The sequence below is a fragment of the Actinokineospora fastidiosa genome (assembly GCF_014648415.1).
Classification (GTDB): domain Bacteria; phylum Actinomycetota; class Actinomycetes; order Mycobacteriales; family Pseudonocardiaceae; genus Actinokineospora; species Actinokineospora fastidiosa.
In genome coordinates, this window is sequence record NZ_BMRB01000010.1 from 57,667 (window position 1) to 84,474 (window position 26,808).

Sequence of the window (26,808 nt, forward strand, 5' to 3'; positions counted from 1 at the left end):
GTGCCAGAAACCCTCCTCGACCTCTTCGCTGCCCAGGTGCGCCGCGCGCCGTCGGAACCCGCCATCATCGATGCGCGCGGCAAAGTGTCCTACCGCGACCTCGACACCTGGTCCAACCGCGTCGCGCACCGGCTGATCGCCGCGGGCGCGGGCCCGGAGTCCATCGTCGCGCTGGTGCTGCCCAGGTCGGCGGCGATCGTGGCGGCGCAGCTCGGCACGCTCAAGGCGGGCGCGGCCTACCTCCCGGTCGACCCCGGCTACCCGCCCGAGCGCATCCGCGCCATGCTCGACGACGCCCGCCCCCAGGTCGTGCTCGACGACCCCGACCTGGTGACCACCATGGACGGTCCCGTCGAGGACCCGGGCCGCCGCCCGGAGCCCGACCAGCCCGCCTACGTCATCTACACCTCCGGCTCGACGGGCCGTCCGAAGGGCGTCGTGGTCACCCACCGCGGCCTGGCCACCTTCGCCAAGGCGGAGATCGAGCGGTTCGCGGTGCGCCCCGGCGACCGGGTGCTCCAGTTCTCCTCGCCCAGCTTCGACGCCTCGGTGCTGGAACTGGCCATGGCGCTGCCGTCCGGGGCCGCGCTCGTCGTGCCCGAGCCGGGCCCGCTGGTCGGCGACCACCTTGCCGACGTGCTCACCGCGAACCGGGTCAGCCACGCGCTGATCCCGCCGGTCGCCCTGGCCACGGTGCCCGACGTCGACCTGCCCGACCTGCGCACGCTGATCGTCGGGGGCGACGCCTGCACCGCCGAGCTGGTGCGGCGCTGGGCCCCGGGCCGCCGCATGATCAACGCCTACGGCCCCACGGAGTCGACCGTGGTGTCCACGTGGAGCGAGCCGCTGTCCCCTCGGGACACCCCGCCGCCCATCGGCCTGCCGATCACCGGGACCCGCGCGCACGTCCTGGACGACGACCTGCGCCCGGTCCCCGACGGCGCGGCGGGGGAGCTGTACGTGGCGGGCGTCGGCCTGGCCCGCGGCTACCTGCGCAGACCGGGGCTGACCGCGCAGCGGTTCCTGCCCGACCCGGCGGGCCCGCCCGGCGCGCGGATGTACCGGACCGGCGACGTGGTGCGCCGGGGCCCGGAGGGCCTGGAGTTCGTCGGCCGCGCCGACCACCAGGTGAAGATCCGCGGCTACCGGATCGAGCCGGGCGAGATCGAGGCGGTCCTCGCCGCGGACCCCGCGGTCGGCCAGGCGGTGGTCGTGCCGCGCACCGAGGCGGGCCTCAAGCGCCTGGTCGCCTACGTCACCCCGGCGGCGGGCGGGCGGCCCGAGCCGGAGGGCCTGCGGGAGCGGGTGGCCGCGGCCCTCCCGGACTTCATGGTGCCCGCCGCCGTGGTCGTGCTCGACGCGTTCCCGTTGAGCCCCAACGGGAAGCTCGACCGTAACGCGCTGCCCGCGCCGGAGATCGGCGCCCGACCGGCCGGACACGTGCCGCCGCGGGACGACCGCGAGCGCGCGGTCGCCGCTGTGTGGGCCGACATCCTCGGCGTGGACGCGGTGAGCGTCGACGACGACTTCTTCGCCCTGGGCGGCGACTCGATCCTGGCCGAGCGCGTCCGGGCGCGGTTGGTCGCCGATCTCGGGGTCCGGCTCTCCGGCCGGGCGCTGTTCGACCGCCGCACCGTCGCCGCCATCGCCGCCGCGCTGCCGGAGACCGCCGCCGCGGAGGCGTGCATCCCGCGGGCACCGAGGACCGGGCCGTTCCCGCTGGCGCCCGTGCAGCGCAGGCTGTGGCTGGCGGAGCAGACCGCGGGCAGCGCGGTGAACGCCACCGGCATCGGGGTCCGGCTGAGCGGCCCGCTGGACCGAGCAGCCCTCCAGCGCGCGCTCGACCGGCTCGCGGACCGGCACGACGCGCTGCGCACGACCTTCGAGCTGGTGGACGGCGAGGTGGTGCAGGTCGTCGCCCCGAGCGGTCGGCTGCCGCTGCACACGGCCGCGAGCGTCACGGTGGAGCCGGTGGACCCGCTCGCCGGGCCGACCACGCGGGCGGCGTTGGTCCCGCTCGCCGCCGACGAGCACGTCCTGGTGCTGGCGCAGCACCACCTCGTGACCGACGGGTGGTCGGCGGGCGTGCTCACCGCCGAGCTGGCCGCGCTGTACGGCGAGGAGACCGGCGGGCCGCCCGCCGACCTCGCCCCGCTTCCCGTCCAGTACCCGGACTACGCGGTGTGGCAGGCCGGACGGCGCGACTGGACGGCCGACCTCGCCTTCTGGCGGGACCGGCTGGACGGGCTGCGCCCGCTCGACCTCCCGACCGACCGCCCCCGCCCGCCCGCGCGTGTCGCCGCGGGCGCCGTGCACCGCCGTGAGGTGCCCGCGGACCTCGTACGGGCACTCCGCGCCGTGGGTGCCGCCCATGACGCCACGCTGTTCATGACGCTCACCGCCGCCGTGCAGCTCCTGCTGGCCGCTGTGTCCGGCAGCCGCGACATCGCCGTCGGCGCGGTGCGCGCGGGCAGGCCCAGGCCCGAGCTGGACCGGGTGGCGGGCTTCTTCGTCAACACCGTCGTCCTGCGCTCCACAGTGGACCCGAACCTCCCGTTCAGCGACTTCCTCGACCAGGTGCGGACCACGGCGCTCGACGCGTTCGACCACGACGACGTGCCCTTCGACCAGGTGGTCGACCACCTCGACCCGCCACGGGACCCGGCCAGGACCCCGCTGGTGCAGGCCGCGGTGGCCCTGCACCAGCCCGTCGTCGCGGAGACGGAGTCCGGCGGCGTCCGCTTCGCCGAGCACGACCTGCCCCGCCCCGCCGCCCGCTTCGACCTGGCCGTCGAGTTCTGGCCGCGCGGCGACGCCCTGGCCATGACCCTGGAGTACGACGCCGCCCTGTTCGACGAGCCCAGGATCGCCGACCTCGCGGCGGCCATCGACGGCGTGCTCCGCGCGATCACCACCGAACCCGACCGCCTGCTGCGCACCCTGGCCGAGTGGTCCGGGGGCGAGACCGGCGCCGCGGTCGCCGAGCCGGTCCGCAGCGGCTACCTGGCCCCGCGCACCCCCGTGGAGGCCACCCTTGCCGAGGTGTTCGCGTCCGTGCTGGGGGCTTCCCGGGTCGGGGTGCGGGACAACTTCTTCGCGCTCGGCGGCGACTCGATCCTGAGCATCCGGGCCGTCTCCGCCGCCCGCGCCGCCGGGTTGGCGGTGACCTCGCGGGACATCTTCGAGCACCAGACCGTGGCCGCGCTCGCCCCGCACGTGCGGGCCGCGGTGGAGCGGCCTACCGGGCCCGTGGAGGGGGCCGCGCCGCTCACCCCGATCCAGCGGTGGTTCCTAGAGGCCGGGTCCCCGCACCCGGAGTGGTTCCACCAGAGCATCACCGTCGACCTCGGCGGCCCGGTCGACCCCGAGGCGCTGGCCCGCGCCGCCGACGCGCTGGTCGAGCACCACGACGCCCTCCGGATGCGGTTCACGCCCGGCTGGCGGCAGGTGAACGCGCCGCCGGGGGAGGCCGGTGACGTCGACGGCCACGGCCCGCTGTTCACCGCGACCGCCGTGGGCACCGGCGCCCGGCTGCGCGCCCACCACCTCGTGGTCGACGGCGTCTCGTGGCGCGTCATCGCCGAGGACCTGCGGACGGCCTACGACCGGATCGCCCGAGGCGAGCCCGTCGCGCTGCCCGCCCGCACCACCTCCTTCCGCGAGTGGGCCACCCGGCTCGTCGAGCACACCCGGGCGGGCGGGTTCGACGCCGAGCGGGCGCACTGGGCCGAGACGCCCGACGGGACCGTGCCCCGCGACCGCGACGGCGCGAACACCGTGGCGGGGGAGCGGACCGTCCGCGTCGAGCTCGACCCCGCCGAGACCGCCGCCCTCCTCCGCGACATCCCCGCCGCCTACCGGGCCACGGCCGAGGACGTGCTGCTCACCGCCCTGTCCGCCGTCCTCACCGACTGGACCGGCCGCGACCGGGTCGCCGTCCACCTGGAGGGGCACGGCCGGGAGGACGTCATCGACGGCGTGGACCTCACCCGCACGGTCGGCTGGTTCACCACCCTCTACCCGGTCACCCTCGACGCGCCCCGAGGCGCGGGCTGGCCCGGCGCGCTCAAGGCGGTCAAGGAGCGGTTACGCGCCGTGCCGCACCGAGGCATCGGATACGGCGCGCTGCGCCACATCGCGGGCGTCGTGACCGGGACCGACCCCGAGGTGGCGTTCAACTACCTCGGCCGTGTCGACGGCGGACTCGCCCTCGACGCGCACCCCGGCTCACCGCGCCCCCACGTGCTCGATGTGAACGCCGTCGTGACCGACCGCCTCGCCATCACCTGGCACTACAGCGAGGCGCTGCACGACGCCGCCACCGTCACCCGGCTCGCCGAGGCGATGCTGACCGCGGTGCGCGCGATCGTCGCCGAGTGCGCGGGCGCCCACGGCCGCACCCCGTCGGACTTCCCGCTCGTCGCCCTGGACGCCGCCACCGTCGACCGGCTGGCCACCCCCGGCGTCGCGGACATCCTGCCGCTGACGCCGATGCAGGCGGGCATGGTCTTCCACGGCCTGTCCCGGCCGGGGACCTACTTCCAGCAGCTGGCGTTCGTCCTCGACGGCGTCCCCGACCCGGCCGCCTACGCCGCGGCCTGGCAGCGGGTCGTGGACGAGACGCCGGTGCTGCGCTCCGCCGTGGTGTGGGAGGACGTGCCCGAACCCGTCCTGGTCGTGCACGAGCGGGCGACCGTGCCGGTGACCCTGCTCGACTGGACCGGGCAGGACCGCGAGGCGTGCCTGGCCGACCTCATCGCGCGGGACGCCGAGCCCTTCGACCTCGCCGCCGCCCCGCTGACGCGGGTCTGCGTGGCACGCCTGTCCGACACCGAGGTCCAGGTGCTGTGGACCTTCCACCACGTGCTGCTCGACGGGTGGAGCGCGTTCGGCGTGCTCGCCGACGTCGCCGCCGCGCACGCGGGCCGGGACCTGCCCGAGCGGCCCCCGTTCGCCGACCACCTGCGCCACCTCGCCCGCCAGGACCCGGCCGAGGCCGCCGAGCACTGGCGCGGCGTGCTGGCGGGCATCACCGCCCCGACCCCGCTGCCCTGCGACCGTCCGCGCGCGTCGGTCGACGAACCCAGCACGACCGCGCACACGGAGACCACGCTGTCCGAAGAGGACTCGGCGGCGCTGGACGCCTTCGCCCGCGCGCACGGCCTGACCACCGGCACCGTCGTGCTCGGCGCGTGGGCGCTGCTGCTGTCCGCCCACAGCGGGCACAAGCGGGTGTGCTTCGGCACGACCGTCTCCGGCAGGCCAGCCGACCTGCCCGGCGTGGACGCCATCATCGGCATGTTCGTCAACACCCTGCCCGTCGTCGCCGAGGTCGACGGCGACACGCCGGTCGCCGACTGGCTGCGCGGGGTGCAGCGCGGCCAGGCCGAGGCCCGCCGGTTCGAGCACACCGCCATCGCGGACCTGCGCGGGCACACCGACGTCCCGCGCGGCGTCGAGCTGTTCGACAGCGCCGTCATCTTCGAGAACTACCCCGCCGAGGCCATCCCGGGCGTGCGCGGGATGACCGCGGCCGAGCGGACCAACTTCCCGCTCACCGTGACCGCCTACCCGGCCGCCCGGCTGCGCCTGGTGTTCGGCTACGAACCCGGCCTGTTCGACGCCGACACCGTGCGCGGGCTCGCCGACCGCCTCGCGCACCTGCTGCGGGAACTCGTCGCCGACCCCGCCCGCCCGCTCGCCCGCGTCCACGCCCTCACCCCCGGCGACCGCGAGCGCGTGCTGGACGCGTGGAACGACACCGCCGTGCCGGTGCCCGACACCACACTCGTCGCCCTGCTCGACGCGCAGGCCAACCGGACGCCGGACGCGCTCGCCCTGGTCGCGGGCGGGGTCCGCTGGACGTACGCGGAGCTGGCCGCCCACGCCAACCGCCTCGCCCACCGGCTGGTCGCCCTCGGCGCGGGCCCGGAGCGGGTCGTCGCGGTCCGGCTGCCCCGGTCGCCCGAACTGGTCGTGGCGCTGCTGGCGGTGCTCAAGTCGGGCGCGGCCTACCTGCCGGTCGATCCGGACCTGCCCGCCGAGCGCGTCGCCTTCCTGGTGTCCGACGCCGACGCCGTCACCGTGCTCGACGACCCCGCGGTAGTGATGGACACCGCCGACCGGCCCGCGAGCCCGCTGGACCCGGGGGTGACCGGGGCGAACGCCGCGTACGTCATCTACACCTCCGGCTCGACCGGCACGCCGAAGGGCGTCGTCGTGCCGCACGCGGGCATCGTCAACCGGCTGCTGTGGACGCAGGACCGGTTCCGGCTCGACGCGGGCGACCGCGTGCTGCAGAAGACCCCGGCGAGCTTCGACGTCTCGGTGTGGGAGTTCTTCTGGCCGCTGATCACCGGGGCCGCGCTGGTGCTCGCCGCCCCGGACGGGCACCGCGACCCGCACCACATCGCCGAGGTGATCCGCGCCGAGTCGGTCACGACCGTCCACTTCGTCCCGTCGATGCTGCGGGCGTTCCTGCGGCACGCGGACCTGACGGCGTGCTCGGGCCTGCGCCGCGTGTTGTGCAGCGGCGAGGCGCTCCCCGCCGACCTGGCCGCCGAGTTCCACGCCCGGGTCCCCGCCGAACTGCACAACCTGTACGGGCCCACCGAGGCGTCGGTGGACGTCACCCACTGGGCGTGCGCGCCGGGGGAGGAGACCGTGCCCATCGGCCGCCCGGTCTGGAACACCCGGCTGCGCGTGCTCGACGCCGACCTGGCCCCGGCCCCGCCCGGCGCCCCGGGCGAGCTGTACCTCGCGGGCGTCCAGCTCGCGCGCGGCTACCTCAACCGGCCCGGCATGACGGCGGAGCGGTTCGTCGCCGACCCGTTCGGAGCGCCCGGAACGCGGATGTACCGCACGGGCGACCTGGTGCGCTGGACGCGAGACGGCGCGCTGGAGTACCTCGGCCGCACCGACCAGCAGGTGAAGATCCGCGGCTTCCGGATCGAGCCGGGCGAGGTCGAGGCCGTCATCGCCGCCCAGCCCGGCGTCGCCGAGACCGCGGTGATCGCCCGCGACGGCAGGCTCCTGGCCTACGTGGCCCCCGCCAGCCTCGATCCCGCGCCGCTGCGCCGGGCCGCCGCTGCGGTCCTGCCCGAGCACATGGTCCCGGCGGCCGTGGTGGCGCTCGACCGGCTGCCGCTGACCCGGTCCGGCAAGCTCGACCGCCGCGCCCTGCCCGACCCGGACTTCACCCCCGACACGCACGTCCCGCCGGAGACCGACGCCGAACGCACCCTCGCCCTCATCTGGTCGGAGGTGCTGGGCGTCCCGCACGTCGGCGTCGAGGACAGCTTCTTCGACCTCGGCGGCGACTCGATCCTCAGCCTGCACGTGACCGCCCGCGCCAACGCGGCGTTCGACCTGCGCCTCACCCCGCGCGACGTGCTCACCGCCCGCACCGTCCGCGCGCTCGCCGAGCGCGTCGAGGACCACGTGCTGCGCGAACTGGAAGAACTGGCCCGACTCGGCGACCAGCAGCCGGAAGGACACCCCGCCCCATGACCTCATCGAGAGAGCGCCGCCGCGACGCCCTGCCCGAGCACCTGCGGGCCCGGCTCGCCGAGCGGCTGGCGGGCACGCGCGCCGCCGCGCCGGACGCCATCCCGCCCGCGCCGCGCGACACGCCGCTGCCGCTGTCCTCCGCGCAGCAGCGGCTGTGGTTCCTCAGCCAGTTCACACCCGGCGGCGCCGACTACAACAGCGGTGTCGCCCTGCGGCTGACCGGCGCGCTCGACGTGACCGCCCTGGGCGCCGCGCTCGACGCCGTGGTCGCAGCGCACGACATCCTGCGCACGACCTTCGATGAGGCCGACGGCAGCCCGGTGCAGATCGTGCACCCGCCCTCGCCGGTCCACCTGCACCGGATCGATCTCGCGGACGGCGACCTGGACGGCGACCTGGACGACGTGCTCGAAGCCGAGTTCTCCCGGCCGTTCGACCTGCGCGAGGGTCCCCTGCTGCGCGCCGCGCTGGTCCGGCTCGGCGACCGCGAGCACGTGCTGCTGCTCAGCGCGCACCACATCGTCGTCGACGGCTGGTCCCTCACGGTCCTGCTGGAGGACCTGGCCGCCGCCTACGCCGGTCGCCCCCCGGTGCAGGACGGCCCGCGCTACGGCGACTTCGCGGCCTGGCAGCAGCGGCAGCTCACCGGCCCGGCCATGGACGAGCACGTCGCCTACTGGCGGCGGGCGCTCGCCGGGGTCACCCCGCTCGACCTGCCGACCGACCGCCCGCGCCCGCCCGTGCGGTCCACCGACGGCGCCGCGGAGCACCTCGCCGTTCCCGGCGAGCTCGCCGCCCGGCTCGCCGCGCTGGCCAGGGCGCACGACACGACCCTGTTCACCGTGCTCATGGCGGCCTGCCAGGTGCTCTTCTCCCGGTACGCCGGGCAGGACGACGTCGCGCTGGGCACCATCACCGCGGGCCGCGACCGCGCGGAACTGCACCGCGTGGTCGGCTTCTTCGCCGACACCGTCGTCCTGCGCTCCACTGTGGACGAGCAGCGCACCTTCGCCGACTTCCTCGGAACCGTCCGCGACACCGCGCTGACGGCGTTCACGCACGCCGCCGCGCCGTTCGACCGGCTGGTCGAGGCCGTCGGCGCGCCCCGCGACCCTGGCCGCAACCCGCTGTTCGACGTGCTCGTCATGCTCCAGAACGCCCAGCGCGGCCTGCCGGAGTTCCCCGGACTGGCGGTGGCCGAGGTGGAGCTGCGGCGCTGGGCGGCGAACTTCGACCTCAGCGTCGAGTTCACCGAGCGGCCCGACCGGCTCGACTGCGTGCTGGAGTACCGCACCGACCTGTACGACGCCGCCACCGTGCGCGCGCTCGCCGACCGGCTCACCGTGCTGCTCGGCGCCATCGCCGACGCGCCGGACCGACCACTCGCCGAGCTGCCCTGGCTGACCCCTGCCGAGCGGCAGGCCGTCACGCGCGACTGGGCCGGGCCCGCGCTGCCCGTGCCGGAGACCACCTTCCCCGCCCTGTTCGAGGCGCAGGCCCGGCGCACCCCGGACGCGGTGGCCCTGGTCTGCGGGACGGAGTCGCTGACCTACGCCGAGCTGAACGCCCGCGCCAACCGGCTGGCCCACCGCGTCATCGCCGAGGGCGCGGGGCCGGAGCGGGTGGTCGCGGTGTCGCTGCCGCGTGGCGTGGACGCCGTGGTCGCGCAGCTGGCCGTGCTCAAGGCGGGCGGGGTGTACCTGCCGGTCGACCCGGCGCTGCCCGCGCAGCGGCGCGCGCACCTGGTCGCGGACTCGGGCGCGGTGCTCGTCATCGACCGTCCACTGGAGACCGACGGGCTGCCGGACACCGACCCGGACGTCGGGCTGCGCCCGGACAACACCGCCTACGTCGTCTACACCTCCGGGTCCACCGGCCTGCCCAAGGGTGTGGCGGTGGAGCACCGGAGCATGGTCAACCTGCTGCACAACCACCGGGCGGACTTCGTGGCCGCCGCGGGCGGGCGCAGGCTCCGCGTCGCGCTCACCGCGGTGTTCTCCTTCGACACCTCGTGGGAGGGCCCGGTGCTCATGGCCGACGGCCACGAGCTGCACCTGCTGCCCGACGAGATCCGCATGGACCCGGCCGCGCTCGTCGAGCACGTGGCCGCCCGCCGGATCGACTTCCTCGACCTCACCCCGTCCTACCTGCGCCAGCTCTTACCCGAGGGCCTGCTGACCGACCCGCGCCACCGGCCCGCCGTGCTGATGGTGGGCGGCGAGGCCATCGACGACGCGCTCTGGCGGGAGCTGGCGGCCGCGCCGGACACCGCCGCCTACAACTTCTACGGCCCCACCGAGGCCACCGTCGACGCGGTGTCCACGCCCGTCACCGGCGACCGGCCGGTCATCGGCAGGCCGCTGCGCAACCTGCGCGCCTACGTGCTCGACGCCCGCCTGCGGCCGGTGCCGCCCGGCGTCCCGGGCGAGCTGTACCTCGCGGGCCCGCAGCTGGCCCGCGGCTACCTGGGCAGGCCGGGGCTGACCGCCGAGCGGTTCCCGCCCGACCCGTTCGGCGGCCAGGGCGAGCGCATGTACCGCACCGGGGACCTGGCCCGCTGGACCGCCGACGGCAGGCTGGACTACCTCGGCCGCGCCGACGACCAGGTGAAGGTCCGCGGGTTCCGGATCGAGCCGGGCGAAATCGAGGCGGCGCTGGTCGCCGCGGGCGCCCGCGAGGCCGCCGTGGTGGTCCGCGAGGACGGCGGCCACCGCAGGCTCGTCGCCTACGTCGTCGGCGACGAGGACCCGGCCGCCCTGCGCGCCGAGGTGCGGCGGACGCTGCCGGAGCACATGGTGCCCGCCGCGTTCGTCCGGCTCGACCGGCTGCCGCTGACCCCCAACGGCAAGCTCGACCGCCGCGCCCTCCCCGAGCCCGACCGCCACGCCGCCGACCACGTCGCCCCGCGCGGCGCGACCGAGTCCCTGCTGGCCGGGATCTGGGCCGACGTGCTCGGCCTCGACCGGGTCGGCGTGACGGACAACTTCTTCGCCATCGGCGGCGACTCCATCCTCAGCATCCAGATCGTCTCGCGCGCCCGGCGGGCCGGGCTCGCGCTCACCTCGCGCGACGTCTTCGCCCACCAGACCATCGCCGACCTCGCCACCGCGGTCACCCGCGCCGCCGAGCCCGCCGCCCCGACCCGGACCGGGCCCGCCCCGCTCACCCCGATCCAGCACTGGTTCTTCGCCGCGCACGGCCCGCGCGCCCGGTTCGCCATGACCCTGCACGTGGAGACCACCGCCGACCCGGACCTGCTGGCCCAGGCCCTGGCCGCCGTCGTCGCCCACCACGACGCGCTGCGCATGCGGTTCCACCGGACCGACGGCGAATGGCGGCAGCACCCCGTCGCCGACCCGGTTCCGCTGCACCGCCCCACCGTCTCCGACCTGGCCGCCTACGCGGACGCGGCGCGCGACGGGCTCGACATCGAGCACGGGCCGGTGCTGCACGCGGCGCTGGTCGACATCGAGGGCAGCGCGCGGCTGCTGCTGATCGCCCACCACCTCGTGGTCGACGCCGTGTCCTGGCGCATCGTCGTCGAGGACCTGCGCACCGCCTACGAGCAGCTGCGCGACGGCAAACCCGTCAGCCTGACGCCGGTCGGCACCCCCTACCCGCAGTGGGCCCACCTGCTCGCCGAGCACGTCGGCGCGGGCGGCTTCGACGACGACCTGCCGCACTGGGCCGCGACCCCCGAGCCAGCGCCACTGCCGAGGGACCACGACGGACCGACCCGCGCGGGCTCGGCCGGGCGGATCACCGTCCGCGTCGACCGCGACACCACCGACGCCCTGCTGACCCGGGTGCCCGCGCTCTACCAGACCCAGGTCAACGACGTGCTGCTGAGCGCGCTCGGCCGGACCCTGGCCGAGTGGACCGGACGCGCCGACGTCGCCGTCACCCTGGAGGGCCACGGCCGCGAGGACGTCATCCCCGGCGTGGACCTGTCGACCACAGTCGGCTGGTTCACCACCCAGTTCCCCGTCGGGCTGACCCTGCCCGACGGGGACTGGGGCTCGGTGCTCAAGGCCGTGAAGGAGCAGGTGCGCGCCATCCCGCGCAAGGGGCTGAGCTACGAGGCGCTGCGCTACCTGCGCCCCGGAAGCGGCCTGGGCGGACCCCTGCCGCAGGTGTGCCTGAACTACCACGGCCGCTTCGACGCGGGCACGACGCACCCGACGCCGGGGTCCGAAGTGGACCCAGCGGCCAACCGGGACTTCCTGTTCGACATCACCGGCGTGGTCGAGGCCGGAGAGCTGGTACTGACCTGGGAGTACTCGCCGGAGGCCCACGATGAGGCCACCGTCGCCCGGCTGGCGGGACGGATGGCCGACGCCCTCGCCGGGATCGCCGAGCACTGCGCCCGGCCCGGCGCAGGCGGGCGCACCCCGTCGGACTTCCCGCTCGCCCGGCTCACCCAGGCCCAGGTGGACCGGATCGCGGGCGACGGCTCCGGCGTCGAGGACATCTACCCGCTGACCCCGCTGCAGGCGGGCATGGTCTTCCACGGCCTGGTCGACCCCTCCGGCACCGCCTACGTCGACCAGGTCCGGCTGGTGCTCGACGATGTCCACGACCCGCACGCGCTGGCCGAGGCGTTCCAGCGGGTCGTGGACCGCACGCCCGTGCTGCGGACCTCCGTGGTGTGGGAGGGCGTCGACGAGCCGGTCCAGGTCGTCCACCGCGGCGTCCGGCTCGACGTGCTGCACCGGGACCTGCGCGGGCTGCCGGACCGCGACGCCGCGCTCGCCGACCTGGTCGCCGAGGACCGGGCGGCCGGGTTCGACCTCGGCAGCGCCCCGCTGCTGCGCGTGGCCATCGCCCGGCTGGCCGACGACCGGGTCGCGGTGGTCTGGTCGACCCACCACGTGCTGCTGGACGGCTGGAGCACCGGGCAGGTGTTCGCCGAGATCCGCGAGCACTACCGCGCCATCACCGAGGGCGTCCCGGCCGCCGCGCAGGCCCGCAGGCCGTTCCGCGACTACCTGCGCTGGCTCGCCGAACGCGACACCGGGGCCGCGGACGCGCACTGGCGCTCCGTCTTGTCCGATGTGGACAGCCCGTTCGCGCTGCCCTACGACCGGCGGCCCGAGCAGGCGCACCGCACCGAGTCCAGCGAGTCGGTCCGGTTCGCGCTGGACGCGGAGGAGACCGCCGCCCTGAGCGCCGCGGTCCGCGCCGCCGGGGTGACCGTCAACACCGCGGTGCAGGGCGCGTGGGCGCTGCTGCTCGCCCGCTGGGCGGGCGTCGACGACGTGCTGTTCGGCACCACGGTCTCCGGGCGCCCGGCCGACCTGCCCGGCGTGGAGTCCATGGTCGGCATGTTCATCAACACCATCCCGACCCGCGCCCGCGTCGACAGCGCCCGGCCCGTCGCCGACTGGCTGCGCGCGCTGCAGGACGCGCAGAGCGAGTCCCGGCGCTTCGACTTCCTCGCGCTCACCCGCATCCGCTCGCACAGCCCGGTGCGCGCCGACCTGCCGCTGTTCGACAGCGTCGTGGTCTTCGAGAACTACCCCTTCGACGACTCCGGCGCCGGGCCCCGGGTGCGCGAGGTGGCGACGACCGACACCACCACGCTGCCGCTCACCCTGTCCGCGCACGCCGACGACCGGCTCCACCTCGATCTCGCCTACGACCCGGCCCTGCTGGACGACGCCACCGCGCGCCGCGCGGCCGGATGGCTGCGCACCCTGCTCACCGCGCTCGCCGACGACCTCACCCGGCCCGTCGGCGCGCTGCCGTGGCTGTCGCTTGAGGACCGCGAGCGCGTGCTGACCGGCTGGAACGCCACGGCGACACCGTTCCCGGCGACCAGCTACCCCGAGGAGTTCGAGCGGCAGGCAGCGCTGACGCCCGGGGCCACCGCCGTCGTGTGCGGGGACACCGCACTCACCTTCGCCGAGCTGGACGCCGCCGCCAACCGGCTCGCCCACCGGCTCATCGCGCAGGGCGTCGGGCCGGACCGGGTCGTGGCGCTGCACCTGCCGAGGTCCGCAGACCTGGTCGTGGCCATCCTGGCCGTGCTCAAGGCGGGCGCGGCGTACCTGCCGGTCGACACGGCGCTGCCCGCCGAGCGGGTCCGGCTGCTGCTGGACGACGCCCGTCCCGTCCTGGTGCTGACGGAGATCGGCGACACCGCCGGTCTGCCCGACACCAGCCCGGGGATCAGGCCGCACCCGAACCAGGCCGCGTACGTCATCTACACCTCCGGCTCGACCGGCCGCCCCAAGGGGGTCGTCGTCGAGCACGGCGGCCTGGCCAACCTGCTCCACGACCACCGGGCCGACCTGACCGGCCGCGCCGGTCCGCTGCGGTTCGCCCTCACCGCGGTGTTCTCCTTCGACACGGCGGTGGAGGGCCTGCTGTTCCTCGCGGCGGGCCACGAACTGCACGTCATCGAGGACGACCTGCGGCTGGACCCGGCCGGTCTGGTGGAGCACATCGCGGCCACCGGCATCGACGTCCTCGACCTCACCCCGACCTACGCGGTCCAGCTGGTCGACGCGGGCCTGCTCGACACCCCGCTGCGCACACTGCTGCTCGGCGGGGAGGCGGTGGGGGAGGCGCTGTGGCGCGAACTCGCGTCCCGCCCGGGGCTGGAGGTCGTGAACTACTACGGCCCCACGGAGTGCACGGTCGACGCCACGCGCGCCGTCGCCGTGCCCGGGACGCCGCCGCTGATCGGGCGACCCCTGCGCAATGTGCGGGCGTACGTGCTCGACGACGACCTGCGCCCGGTGCCGCCGGGCGTCCCCGGCGAGCTGTACCTGGCGGGCGCGCAGGTCGCCCGCGGCTACCTGGACCGCCCCGGCCTGAGCGCCCAGCGGTTCGTCGCCGACCCGTTCGCCCCCGGCCGCATGTACCGCACCGGGGACCGGGTGCGCTGGACCGCCGACGGCCAGGTGGACTACCTCGGCCGCGCAGACGACCAGATCAAGATCCGCGGCTTCCGGATCGAGCCCGGCGAGGTCGCCGCCGCGCTGCGCGCCTTGCCGGGCGTGCGGGACGCCGCCGTCGTCGCGCACCGGGACGGCACGGGCCCGGCCCGGCTCGTGGCCTACGTCGTCGGCGGGAGCGCCGACCTCCGCGCCGCGCTCGCCGACACCCTCCCGGACTACCTGGTGCCCGCCGCGTTCGTGCCGCTGCCCGCCCTGCCGCAGACGCCCAGCGGCAAACTCGACCGGCGCGCCCTGCCCGCGCCCGACTTCGGGGCGGGCGCGGGCGACTACGTCGCGCCGCGCACCGAGGCCGAGCGCGTGGTCGCCGCCGTCTGGTCCGACGTGCTCGGGGTGCCCCGGGTCGGGACTGCCGACAACTTCTTCGCCCTGGGCGGCGACTCGATCCTGAGCATCCGCGTGGTCTCCCGGCTGCGCGGGGTGTTCGGCGCGCGGATCTCCCCGCGGGCCCTCTTCGACCACCCGACCGTCGCCGCGCTCGCCCGCGTGGTCCCCGCCGGCGAGCAGGACACCATCCCGGCCGCGGTGGTGTCCGGCCCCGTGCCGCAGTCCTTCGCGCAGCGGCGGCTGTGGTTCCTCGACCAGTTCGAGCCGGGCGGCGCCGAGTACGTCAGCCCCACCGCCCTGCGCCTGCGCGGGCCGCTGGACGTCGACGCCCTCACCGCCGCGCTCACCGCGCTGATCGCCCGCCACGAGTCCCTGCGGACCACGTTCGACGAGATCGACGGCGAGGCCGTGCAGATCGTGCACGACCCCTATCCGGCCGACCTCGTCCAGGTGACCGCCGACGACCCCGCCGCGGTGCTGGCGCGCGACTGCGCCCAGCCGTTCGACCTGCGCCGGGGACCGCTGTTCCGCACCACGCTGATCCGCGTCGGCGACGACGACCACGTGCTGGTGCTGACCCTGCACCACATCATCACCGACGGCTGGTCCACCGCCGTGCTCACCGACGACCTGGCCGCCCTGTACGCGGGCGGCCAGCTGCCCGACATCCCCGTCCGGTACACCGACTTCACGCTCTGGCAGCGGGAGCGGGCCGACCTCGACGCCCAGCTCGCGCACTGGCGCGCCGCGCTCGCGGGCGTCGAGCCGCTGCGGCTGCCCACCGACCGCCCGCGCCCCGCCGTGCGCTCCACGGCGGGCGCGATGCACGCGTTCACCGTGCCCGCCGAGGTCGCTTCGGGCCTGCGGGAGGTGGGCAGGCGCCGGGACAGCACCCTGTTCATGACCCTGCTCGCCGCCTGCCAGGTGCTGTTCGCCCGGCACAGCGGTCAGTCCGACTTCGCCGTGGGCACCGCAGTCGCGGGCCGGGACCGGCCCGAGCTGGAGCGGGTCGTCGGGTTCTTCGTCAACACCCTGGTGCTGCGCGCGTCGGTCGACGAGGACGCCTCGTTCGCCGACCTGCTCGCCCGGGTCCGGAGCACCGCGCTCGCCGGGTTCGCCCACCAGGACGTGCCGTTCGAGCGCGTGGTCGACGCCGTCGCCCCCGAGCGCGATCCGAGCCGCAACCCGCTGTTCGACGTCATGGTCATGTTGCAGAACACCCCGGACGAGGTGCCCGGGCTGCCGGGCCTGGCGGTGGCCGAGGAACAGCTGCCGGTGCTGACGTCCACGTGCGACCTGACCATCGAGTTCCAGGAAGCCGGGGAGGTCCTGAACGGCGCGGTCGAGTACAACCCGGACCTGTTCGACGAGGCCACCGTCGCGCGCATGGTCGAGCACCTGGGCGTCTTGCTCGCGGCCGCGGCGGAGGACCCGGAGCGCCCGGTCGCCGACCTGCCCATGGGTCCGCCGCCGCCCCCCGCGCGCCCGCTGCGCGAGGTGCCGCCGGTCCCGCTGCACCGCTGGCTCCCCACGACCGACGCCACCGCCGTCGTGTGCGGTGATGACCGGCGCACGTTCGCCGAGCTGGACGCCGCCGCCAACCGGCTCGCGCACCTGCTCATCGCGCGCGGCGCCGGGCCGGAACGCCTGGTCGCGCTCGTGCTGCCGCGCTCGGCGGACATGGTGGTCGCGATGCTGGCCGTGCTGAAGTCCGGCGCCGCGTACCTGCCGCTCGACCCCGCGCTGCCCGAGGAGCGCCTGCGGTCCGCGCTGGCCGACGCCGACCCGGTCGTGGTGCTCGACGCCATGCCGGACACATCAGGCTGTCCCGACACCGATCCCGGCGTGCCGGTGAACCCGCGCAACCCGGCCTACGTCGTCTACACGTCAGGGTCGAGCGGGACTCCCAAGGGCGTGGTGGTGGAGCACGGCGGCCTGGCCGCCCTGTTCGCCCACCAGCAGGCCGAGTTCATCGCCCCGCTCGCGGGGCAGGGGCGCCTGCGGTACGGGCAGACGGCGGTGTTCTCCTTCGACACCGCGGTGGAAGGGCTGCTGTTCCTCGCCGCCGGGCACGAGTGGCACGTCATCCCCGACGACGTCCGCCTCGACCCGCACGAGCTGGTCGCCTACGCCGCGGGCCTCGACGTGCTCGACGTGACCCCGGCCCACGCCCGCGGCCTGATCGACGCGGGACTGCTCGACACCGGGCTGCGCGCCCTCACCCTGGGCGGCGAGGCCGTCGGCGACGCGCTCTGGCACGACCTGGCCGCCGCCGACCTGCCCGTCTACAACATGTACGGCCCCACGGAAGCCACAGTGGACGCCGCCTGGTCGGAGATCAGCGGCGAGCGGCCGCGCATCGGCCCGCCGCTGAGCACGGTGCGCGCCTACGTCCTCGACGACCGCCTGCGCCCGCAGCCCGTCGGCGTGCCGGGAGAGCTCTACCTGGCCGGACCGCAGCTCGCCCGCGGCTACCTGAACCGGCCCGGCCTGACCGCCGAGCGGTTCGTCGCCGACCCGTTCGCCCCCGGCCGCATGTACCGCACCGGCGACCGCGCGCGGTGGACGGCCGACGGCGGGCTGGAGCACCTGGGCCGGGTCGACGACCAGGTGAAGATCCGCGGCTTCCGGGTCGAGCCCGGCGAGATCGAGACCGCGCTGCTGCGCCACCCGGCAGTGCGCGAGGCCGCCGTGGTCGCGCGCGACAGCGGCGAGACGCGGCGGCTGGTCGCCTACGTGGTCGGCGCCGCCGAACCGGACGAGCTGACCGCGTTCCTGCGCGCCCGCCTGCCCGACTACCTGGTGCCGTCGGCGCTCGTCCCGCTGCCCGCGCTGCCCACGACGCCCAACGGCAAGGTCGACCGCCGCGCGCTGCCCGAGCCGCCCCGACCCGACCACGGGCACGTCGCGCCGAGGCCGGGCGTGGAGAGCGAGCTGGCGGCGATCTGGGCGGACGTGCTCGGTGTCGAGCGGGTCGGCGCCCGGGACAACTTCTTCGCCATCGGCGGCGACTCGATCCTCAGCATGCGGGTCGTCGCGCGCGCCCGGCAGGCCGGACTCCGGGTGACGGCCAAGGACGTCTTCCTGCGCCAGACCCTCGCCGACCTCGCCGCGGTCGCCACTCCCGTGACCGTGGAGCGCATAGCCGACACGGGCGGCCCCGCGCCGCTGACGCCGATCCAGCGGTGGTTCTTCGAGACCTGTCCCACCGACCACTTCACCATGTCGATCACGCTGCGCGTCGACCCCGCCGTGGACGAGGACCGGCTGCGGGAGGCGATCACCGCGCTGGTGGATCGGCACCCCGGCCTGCGCAGCCGGGTCACCCCGACGGCCCAGGAGCCGCTGCCCACGGTCGATGACGTGTTCCACGTCGTTCGGAGCGGTGACCGCGACGCGCACGCCCGTGCCGCCCAGGCCGGGCTGCGCCCCGCGGAGGGACGCGTGTTCCGGGCGATCCTGTTCACCGGACCGGAACCCGTGCTGTTCCTGACCGCCCACCACCTCGTCGTCGACGCCGTGTCCTGGCAGGTGCTGCTCGCCGACCTGGAAGCGGCGTACCGCGACCTCGCCGCCGAACCCGCCGCCACCGTCACTTTCGGGCACTGGGCGCGCCTGCTGGTCGACCACACCCAGGCGGGTGGGTTCGACGCCGACCTCCCGCACTGGCGGGCCATCCCGGCCGCGCCCGCGCTTCCGGTCGACCACGACGGCGGGGCCAACACCGTCGGGGCCGCGCGGACCGTCTCGGTCGAACTGGACGCCGAGACCACCGACGCGCTGCTGCGGAAGGTGCCCGACGCCTACCGGACGCAGGTCAACGACGTCCTGCTGGCCGCGATCGGCCGGGCGGTCGCGGACTGGACCGGCCACGACCGCCCCGTCGTCACGGTGGAGGGCCACGGCCGCGAGGACCTGTTCGACGGCGTGGAGACCACGGGCACCATCGGCTGGTTCACCAGCCAGTTCCCGGTCGCGCTCGACCTGCCAGCCGGGGACTGGGGCGCGGTTCTCAAGTCCGTCAAGGAGACCCTGCGGGCCGTGCCGCACCGCGGGCTGAGCTTCGAGGCGCTGCGCTACCTGCGCGACGACAGCGGCCTGGACGCCGTGCCGACGCCGCAGATCTGCGTCAACTACCTGGGCCGGTGGGACGGCGGCGACGAGCCCGGGGCACTGCTGCGCGGTTCCGCGGCCGACCTCGGCCAGGACGTCGCCCCCGACACCCCGCGCAGCCACCTCGTCGACATCACCGGCGCGGTGACCGGCGGCAGGCTGCGCCTGGAGTTCGAGTACGCGGGCGAGGTGCACGACGAGGCCACCGTTCGCGTTCTCGCCGACCGTGTCGCGGACGCATTGCGGGCCATCGTCGCGCACTGCGCCGTCGCGGGCGGCCGCACGCCGTCGGACTTCCCGCTGGCCCGCCTCACCCAGTCCCAAGTGGACGCCCTGGTCGGCGACGGGCGGGACGTCGAGGACGTGTACCCGCTCACCCCGCTGCAGGCGGGCATGCTGTTCCACAGCCTCGCGGGCGACGCGAACGCCTACGTCAACCGCACCCGCGTGCGGCTGTCGGGCGTGGCGGACCCGCGACTGCTGGGCGAGGCGTGGCAGGCCGTCGTCGACGACACCCCGGTCCTGCGCACCCAGGTCGTCTGGCAGGGCGTGCCCGAGCCGGTGCAGGTCGTGCGCCGGACCGCGCGCCTGCCCGTCGAGTACCGGCCGATCACCGACGCCGACCTGACGGCCCCGCTCGACCCGGGCGGCCCGCTGCTGCGGCTGGTCGTCGCCGAGGGGCCGGACGACACCGTCGACCTGCTCTGGACCGCGCACCACCTGCTGCTGGACGGCTGGAGCACGTCCCAGGTGTTCGCCGACGTGCTCGCCAGGATGACCGGGTCGGACACCGAGCCGCGCCGTCCGTTCCGCGACTACCTGGCGTGGCTCGCCGACCAGGACGCCGAGGCCGCCGAGGCGCACTGGCGCGACGTCCTGGCAGGCGTCGAGGGCCCCACGCCCCTGCCGTACGACCGCGTCCCCGCGGCGGACCACCCCGTCGAGTCGACGGCGGCGGTGCGCACCGCGGCGCCCGTCGCGCCCGTCGAGCGGATGGCCCGCGCGCACGGGCTCACCGTGAACACCGTGGTGCAGGCAGCGTGGGCGCTGCTGCTGGCGCGGTGCGCCCGCGAGGACGACGTCGTGTTCGGCACGACCGTCTCCGGCCGCCCCGCCGACCTGCCGGGCGTGGAGTCCATGATCGGCATGTTCATCAACACCGTGCCCACGCGGGTGCGGGTGGACCCCGCCGAGCCCGTGCTGTCCCTGCTGGGCCGGGTGCAGGCCGACCAGGCCGAGTCACGGCGGTTCGACCACGCCCCGCTGGCGACCACCCAGGCCCACGGCGGCCGGTTCGACAGCGTCCTCGCGTTCGAGAACTACCCCGTCGGCGACGCCCCGGACGGCGGCCCCGCCGTCGTGTCGGTCGAGTCCGCCGAAGCCACCACGCTGCCGCTGAGCGCGGGCGTCCACACCGACGGGACCCGGCTGCACCTCGAACTCGGCTACGACCCGCACCTGTTCGACGCCGAGACCGCGGCCGCGCTCGCCGACCGGCTGCTCCGGCTGGTCGCGGCCATCGCCGCCGACCCCGGGCGGCCGGTCGGCGACCTGCCGTGGCTCGGCGACGACGAGCGCGACCGCGTCCTGCGCGAATGGAACGACACCGCGTCCCCGGTCGCGCCGCGGACCTTCCCGGCCCTGATCGCCGAGCAGGTTGCCGTCCGGCCCGACGCCCTGGCCGTGCGGTCGGGGGACACCGTGCTCACCTACGCCGAGCTCGACGCCGCCGCGAACCGGCTGGCGCACCGGCTGATCGCGGGCGGCGCTGGCCCGGAGCGCATCGTAGCGCTGAAGCTGCCGCGCTCGGTCGACCTGGTCGTCGCCCAGCTCGCCGTGCTCAAGGCGGGCGCGGCCTACCTGCCGGTCGACCCGGACTACCCGGCCGAGCGCGTCGCGTTCATGCTCGACGACGCCCGGCCCGTGCTCGTGCTCGACGGCCCGGTCGACGCGGCGGACCAGCCGGACACCGACCCCGGCGTCGCCGTGCCGGTCGCGGCTCCGGCGTACCTGATCTACACCTCGGGCTCGACCGGCAGGCCCAAGGGCGTGGTCGTGACCCACACCGGCCTGGCGAACTTCGCCGCAGCCGAGGCCGAGCGCTTCGCGGTCTTGCCGGGGGACCGGGTGCTGGCGTTCTCCTCGCCGAGCTTCGACGCGTCGGTGCTGGAGCTGTGCCTGGCGCTGGCCTCCGGCGCGGAACTGGTCGTGCCGCCGCCGGGGCCGCTGGTCGGCCGCCTGCTGGCGGACGTGCTGCGCGACCAGCGGATCACCCACGCGCTGATCCCGCCTGCCGCGCTCACCACGCTGTCCGATGTGGACTTCCCGGACCTGCGCACGCTGGTCGTCGGCGGAGACGTGTGCCCGGCCGAGCTGGTCCGCCGCTGGGCGCCCGGCAGGCGGATGGTCAACGCCTACGGGCCCACCGAGTGCACCGTCGTCTCCACTTGGACGCTTCCGCTCGACCCCGCGGCCGAGGCCCCGCCCATCGGGCGGCCCCTGCCGAACACCCGCGCCTACGTCCTCGACCCCGACCTGCGTCCGGTGCCGCCCGGCGTGCCCGGCGAGCTGCACGTCGCCGGGGTCGGCCTGGCCCGCGGCTACCACGACCGGCCCGGCCTGACCGCGGAGCGGTTCGTCGCCGACCCGTTCGGCGCGCCGGGGGAGCGGATGTACCGCACCGGCGACCTGGTGCGCTGGACCCGCGACGGCGAGCTGGTCTTCCTCGGGCGCGTCGACGAGCAGGTCAAGGTGCGCGGGTTCCGGATCGAGCCCGGCGAGGTCGAGACCGCGCTCGGCGCGCTGCCCGGGGTCCGCTCGGCCGCGGTGGTCGTGCGCGAGGACGAGCCCGGCGCGCGGCGCCTGGTCGCCTACGTCGTCGGCGACCTGCCCGCCGACCCGAGGGCCGCGCTCGGGGCGACGCTGCCCGCGCACATGGTCCCGTCGGCCTTCGTCACCCTCGACGCCCTGCCCCGCACGGCGAACGGCAAGCTCGACCGCCGCGCCCTGCCCGCCCCGGAGATCGAGCAGGCGGCGGGCCACGTGCCGCCGCGCACCGAGGCCGAGCGCGTCGTCGCCGAGGTGTGGTCCCGGGTGCTCGGCGTGCCGGTGGTCGGCGCGTCGGACAACTTCTTCGCCCTCGGCGGGGACTCCATCCTCAGCATCCGGGTGGTGTCCGGGCTGCAGGACGCCCTCGGCGTCGAGGTGTCGCCGCGCGCGGTGTTCACCGCGCCGACCGTCGCGGCGCTGGCCGCCACCTTGGACGGTGAGAAACCCGCACCTGCGATCCCGGTGGGTGATGACGACGACCCGCCGCTGTCGTTCGCGCAGCAGCGCCTGTGGTTCCTCCAGCACTTCGAGCCCGACAGCACCGAGTACCTCACCCCGCTGGCCCTGCGGCTGCGCGGCCCGCTCGACGTCTCCGCGCTCACCACGGCGCTGACCGGCCTGATCGACCGCCACGAGGCCCTGCGCACCAGCTTCCACGAGATCGACGGGCACGGCGTCCAGCGCGTGCACCCGGCGGTCGACGCGCTGGCGCTGCCGGTCCTGCCGATCACCGAGGCAGACCTGCCTGCCGCGTTGGCCGAGGAGGCGGGCAGGCCGATCGACCTCACCGCCGCCCCGCTGCTGCGCGCCACGCTGTACCGGCTCGGCGCGGACGACCACGTGCTCGCGCTGACCATGCACCACATCGTCACCGACGGCTGGTCGGCGGGCGTGCTCATCGCCGATCTCGCGGAGCTGTACCGCTCGGCGAACTCCGGCACAGCGCCCGACCTGCCCGAACTCCCGGTCCGCTACCGCGACTTCGCCCGCTGGCAGCGCAGCCGCACCGACGTCCTCGACACGCAGTTGGCGTACTGGCGCGACCGGCTCGACGGCGTCCCGGCGCTCGACCTGCCCACCGACCGCCCGCGCCCGGCCGTCCACACCACCGCGGGCGACCAGGTCGAGTTCGCCGTCCCCGCCGCCGTGGCCGAGCGTCTGCGCGCGCTGGCCGGACAGCGGGACGCGACGCTGTTCATGGCGCTGGTCGCGGCGTGCCAGGTGCTGTTCCACCGGTTCAGCGGGCAGGACGACATCGCCGTCGGGACCGCCGTCGCCGGCCGCGACCACCCGGACCTGCGGCGGCTCGTCGGGTTCTTCGTCAACACCGTCGTCCTGCGCTCCACCGTCGACCCCGCGATCCCGTTCGCCGAGTTCCTGACGGCCGTGCGCGCCACGACCCTCGACGCCTTCGCCAACCAGGACGTCCCGTTCGAGCGGGTGGTGGACGCCGTCGCCCCCGACCGCGACACCAGCCGCACCCCGCTGTTCCAGGCCATGGTCGCCCTGCAGAACGCGCCGACGCCGACCACCGGCTTCGCCGACCTGACCGCCGCCGACGTCGCCGTCCCGGTGGTCACCGCGGCCTACGACGTCACCGTGGAGTTCCACGAGGCCGACGACGGCGGGCTCACCGCGACCATCGGCTACAACACCGACCTCTTCGACCCCGCGACGGTCCACCGCATGGCCGACGGCCTCACCACCCTCCTCACCGCCGCCGCGGCCGACCCGACGACACCCGTCTCCCGCCTCCCGGTCACCACCGAGACCGACCAGGCCCTATTGCGCTCGTGGAACGACACGGCCCGGGAGATCCCGGCCCGGTCGCTGGCAGACCTCTTCGCCGAGGCCGTCCGGCGCCACCCGGACGCGCCCGCCGTCATCGCCTGCGGGCGGACCCTCACCTACGCCGAGCTGGACGCGTGCGCGTCCGACGCCGCCCGCGTGTTCGCCGCTCGCGGCGCGGCGCCGGAGACCGTGGTCGCCTTGGTGCTGCCGCGCTCCCCGGAGCTGGTGATCGCACAGTTGGCCGTGGCCAAGACCGGCGCCGCCTTCCTGCCCGTCGACCCGGACTACCCGCCCGACCGGATCGCCTTCATGCTCGAGGACACCCGGCCGGTCCTGGTGGTCGACGACACCGCCTGGCTCGCGGAGGAGACCCGCGCCCCCGAACCGGACGATGCGCTGTGCGACCTCGTCTCGTCCCCCGACCACGCCGCCTACATCATCTACACCTCCGGGTCCACCGGGCGGCCGAAGGGCGTGGTCGTCACCAACCGCGGACTGGCGAGCTTCGCCGCCGCGGAGGCGGAGCGGTTCGCGGTCGAGCCGGGGGACCGGGTGCTGGCGTTCTCCTCGCCGAGCTTCGACGCGTCGGTCCTGGAGCTGTGCCTGGCGCTGACCTCCGGCGCGGCGCTCGTGGTGCCCCCACCGGGGCCGCTGGTGGGCGACCCGTTGGCCGAGGTGCTGCGCGGGCGGCGGGTCACGCACGCGCTGATCCCGCCGGTCGCCCTGGCGACGCTGCCCGCGGGGGACCTGCCGGACCTGCGCACGCTGGTCGTCGGCGGCGACGCCTGCTCGGCCGAGCTGGTGCGGCGGTGGGCGCCGGGCAGGCGGATGATCAACGCCTACGGCCCTACGGAGTCCACTGTGGTCAGCACGTGGAGCGACCCGCTGCCGGACGACGGCACGCCGCCGATCGGCAGGCCCATCTGGAACACCGAGGCGCACGTCCTCGACGCCGCGCTGAACCCGGTGCCGATCGGGGTCGCGGGGGAGCTGTACGTCGCCGGGGTCGGGCTGGCCCGCGGCTACCTGAACCGGCCCGGCCTCACCGCGGAGCGGTTCGTCGCGAACCCGTTCGGCGGGCCGGGGGAGCGGATGTACCGCACGGGCGACCTGGTGCGCTGGACGCGGGACGGCCAACTGCGCTTCCTCGGGCGGGTCGACCACCAGGTCAAGATCCGCGGGTTCCGGGTCGAACTCGGCGAGGTGGAGGCCGCGCTGCGGCGCCATCCCGCCGTCGTGGACGCGGTCGCCACCGTGCACACGGATGATCGCGGGCACAAGCGCCTGGTCGCCTACGTGGCCTGTCCGCCGGTCCCGGCCGGGGAGCTGCGGGACTTCCTCGCCGCCACCCTGCCCGACCACCTCATCCCGAGCGCCTTCGTGGTGCTCGACGCCCTTCCCGTCTCGCCCAACGGCAAGGTCGACCGCCGGGCGCTGCCCGCGCCCGACCTCGCCGCCACCGGCACCGAGCACCGGGAACCCCGGACCGCCGTCGAGGTCGCGCTCGCCGAGGTGTGGGCCGACGTGCTGGGCGTCGACCGGGTCGGCGTCGACGACAACTTCTTCACCCTCGGCGGCGACTCCATCCTCAGCATCCAGGTCGTCTCCCGAGCCCGCCGCGCGGGTCTCACGGTGACCACCAAGGACCTGTTCCGCCACCAGACCATCGCCGAACTGGCCCCCACGGTCACCGCCACCACCGACCACCCCGCCGACCACGCCCTGGTGACGGGCCCGGTGCCGCTCACCCCCATCCAGCACTGGTTCTTCTCGGGCGAGCGCGCCAACCCGCACCACTTCAACCAGGCCCACCACACCGAACTGTCCCCCGACGTCGACTCAACCGCACTACGCACGGCCCTGAACGCCCTGACGACCCACCACGACGCCCTCCGCCTGCGCTTCACCCAAGACCCCGACGGCTGGCGCCAGCACAACGCCGCCCCCACCGAGGCCGACCACCTCACCGTCCACCAGGTGCCCACCCCGGACTCCCCCGAGGTGACCACCATCGCCGATCACCTCCACACCAGCTTCGACCTCACCCAGGGCCCCCTCTTCCACGCCGCCCTCTTCCACTTCACCGACGGCTCCGCCCCCCGCCTCCTACTGGCAGCCCACCACCTGGTGGTGGACGGAGTCTCCTGGCGCATCCTGCTGGAGGACCTGGAAACCGCATACAACCAAGCCAGAACGGGCACGCCCATCGACCTCGGCCCCAAGACCACGTCCTTCCAACACTGGTCCCACTCCCTGACGACCCTCGTCACCACAGGTGCCTTGGACGAGGACCGCACTTTCTGGTCCACCATGGAAACCGCCCCCTACCTCCCCATGGACCACCTCACTCCGGTTGGGCCCGGTCACGTCGGGCGAGGTGGGCGGGCAGAAGGTGGGCATGCCGGTGCGCGCCCTGCGGTGGCTGCCACCCCCGACCTCCACCCCACTCCGGCTGACCCCGGTCGTCCCGAGCGTGGTGGGCAGGTCGAGAGCGGCCACGCCGAAGCCCACCCCGCGGCGGAATCCACCCCGGACCCCGCCGAACCCGGCCGCGTCCCGGCCGAGTCGGGTAACCGTCCGGCGGAATCTGGCTACGCTTCGGCTGAATCCAGCCCCACCCCCGCCGAGCCCGTCGCCGTTGTCCTGGACATCGACGACACCGCCGCACTTCTGCGGGGTGCGCCGCGGACGTACCGCACCCGGATCAACGATGTGCTGCTGACTGCCCTGGCGTGGTCGTTGACCCGCTGCACCGGTCAGCCGAGGATCACCGTGGACCTGGAGGGCCATGGCCGCGAGGACGTCATCGACGGTATCGATTTATCGCGGACGGTCGGCTGGTTCACCACGATGTTCCCCGTCACCCTCACCGTCACCGGGCAGAACTGGCGGGAGATGGTTCGCGAGGTGCGCGGGGCGTTGCGAGCCGTGCCGCGCAACGGCTTCAGCTACAGCGCCTTGCGCTACCTCGGTGACCTCCCCGAGCTGCCGACCCCCGCGGTCTCGTTCAACTACCTCGGCCAGTTCGAGGACGCCCCGGCCGACAGCGGGCTGTTGCGGTCCAGCCTCCCCGTCATCGGCCAGGACCACGACGACCACTCCCCGCACACGATCGACGTCGTGGGCGAGGTCAACGACGGGGTCATGACCTTCGCCTGGCACTACCGCACCGACCGCTGCCGTCGGGCCGCCGTGGAAGCACTCGCCGCGGACTTCGCCGACGCCCTCCGCGCCATCGCCGGGGAATGCCGATGACCATCCCTCCGCGACACAACGC

1 protein-coding gene and 1 pseudogene are annotated in these 26,808 nt (G+C 75.3%); both read left to right on the plus strand.

Annotation, left to right across the window (positions count from 1 at the left end; genetic code table 11):
- Nucleotides 1–7,509, plus strand: a pseudogene (locus IEY98_RS30560) (amino acid adenylation domain-containing protein); the annotation flags it as partial.
- Complete coding sequence (locus IEY98_RS30565; protein WP_189214165.1) at nucleotides 7,506–26,786, plus strand: non-ribosomal peptide synthase/polyketide synthase; 19,281 nt, start codon at nucleotides 7,506–7,508, stop codon at nucleotides 26,784–26,786. The pseudogene IEY98_RS30560 and the gene IEY98_RS30565, both read left to right, overlap by 4 nt.
- The last annotated feature ends 22 nt before the right edge of the window (nucleotides 26,787–26,808 follow it).

Bases quoted from the DNA above. Each gene is read 5' to 3' on its own strand.
- IEY98_RS30565 (WP_189214165.1), top strand. From the start codon at position 7,506: ATGACCTCATCGAGAGAGCGCCGCCGCGACGCCCTGCCCGAGCACCTG.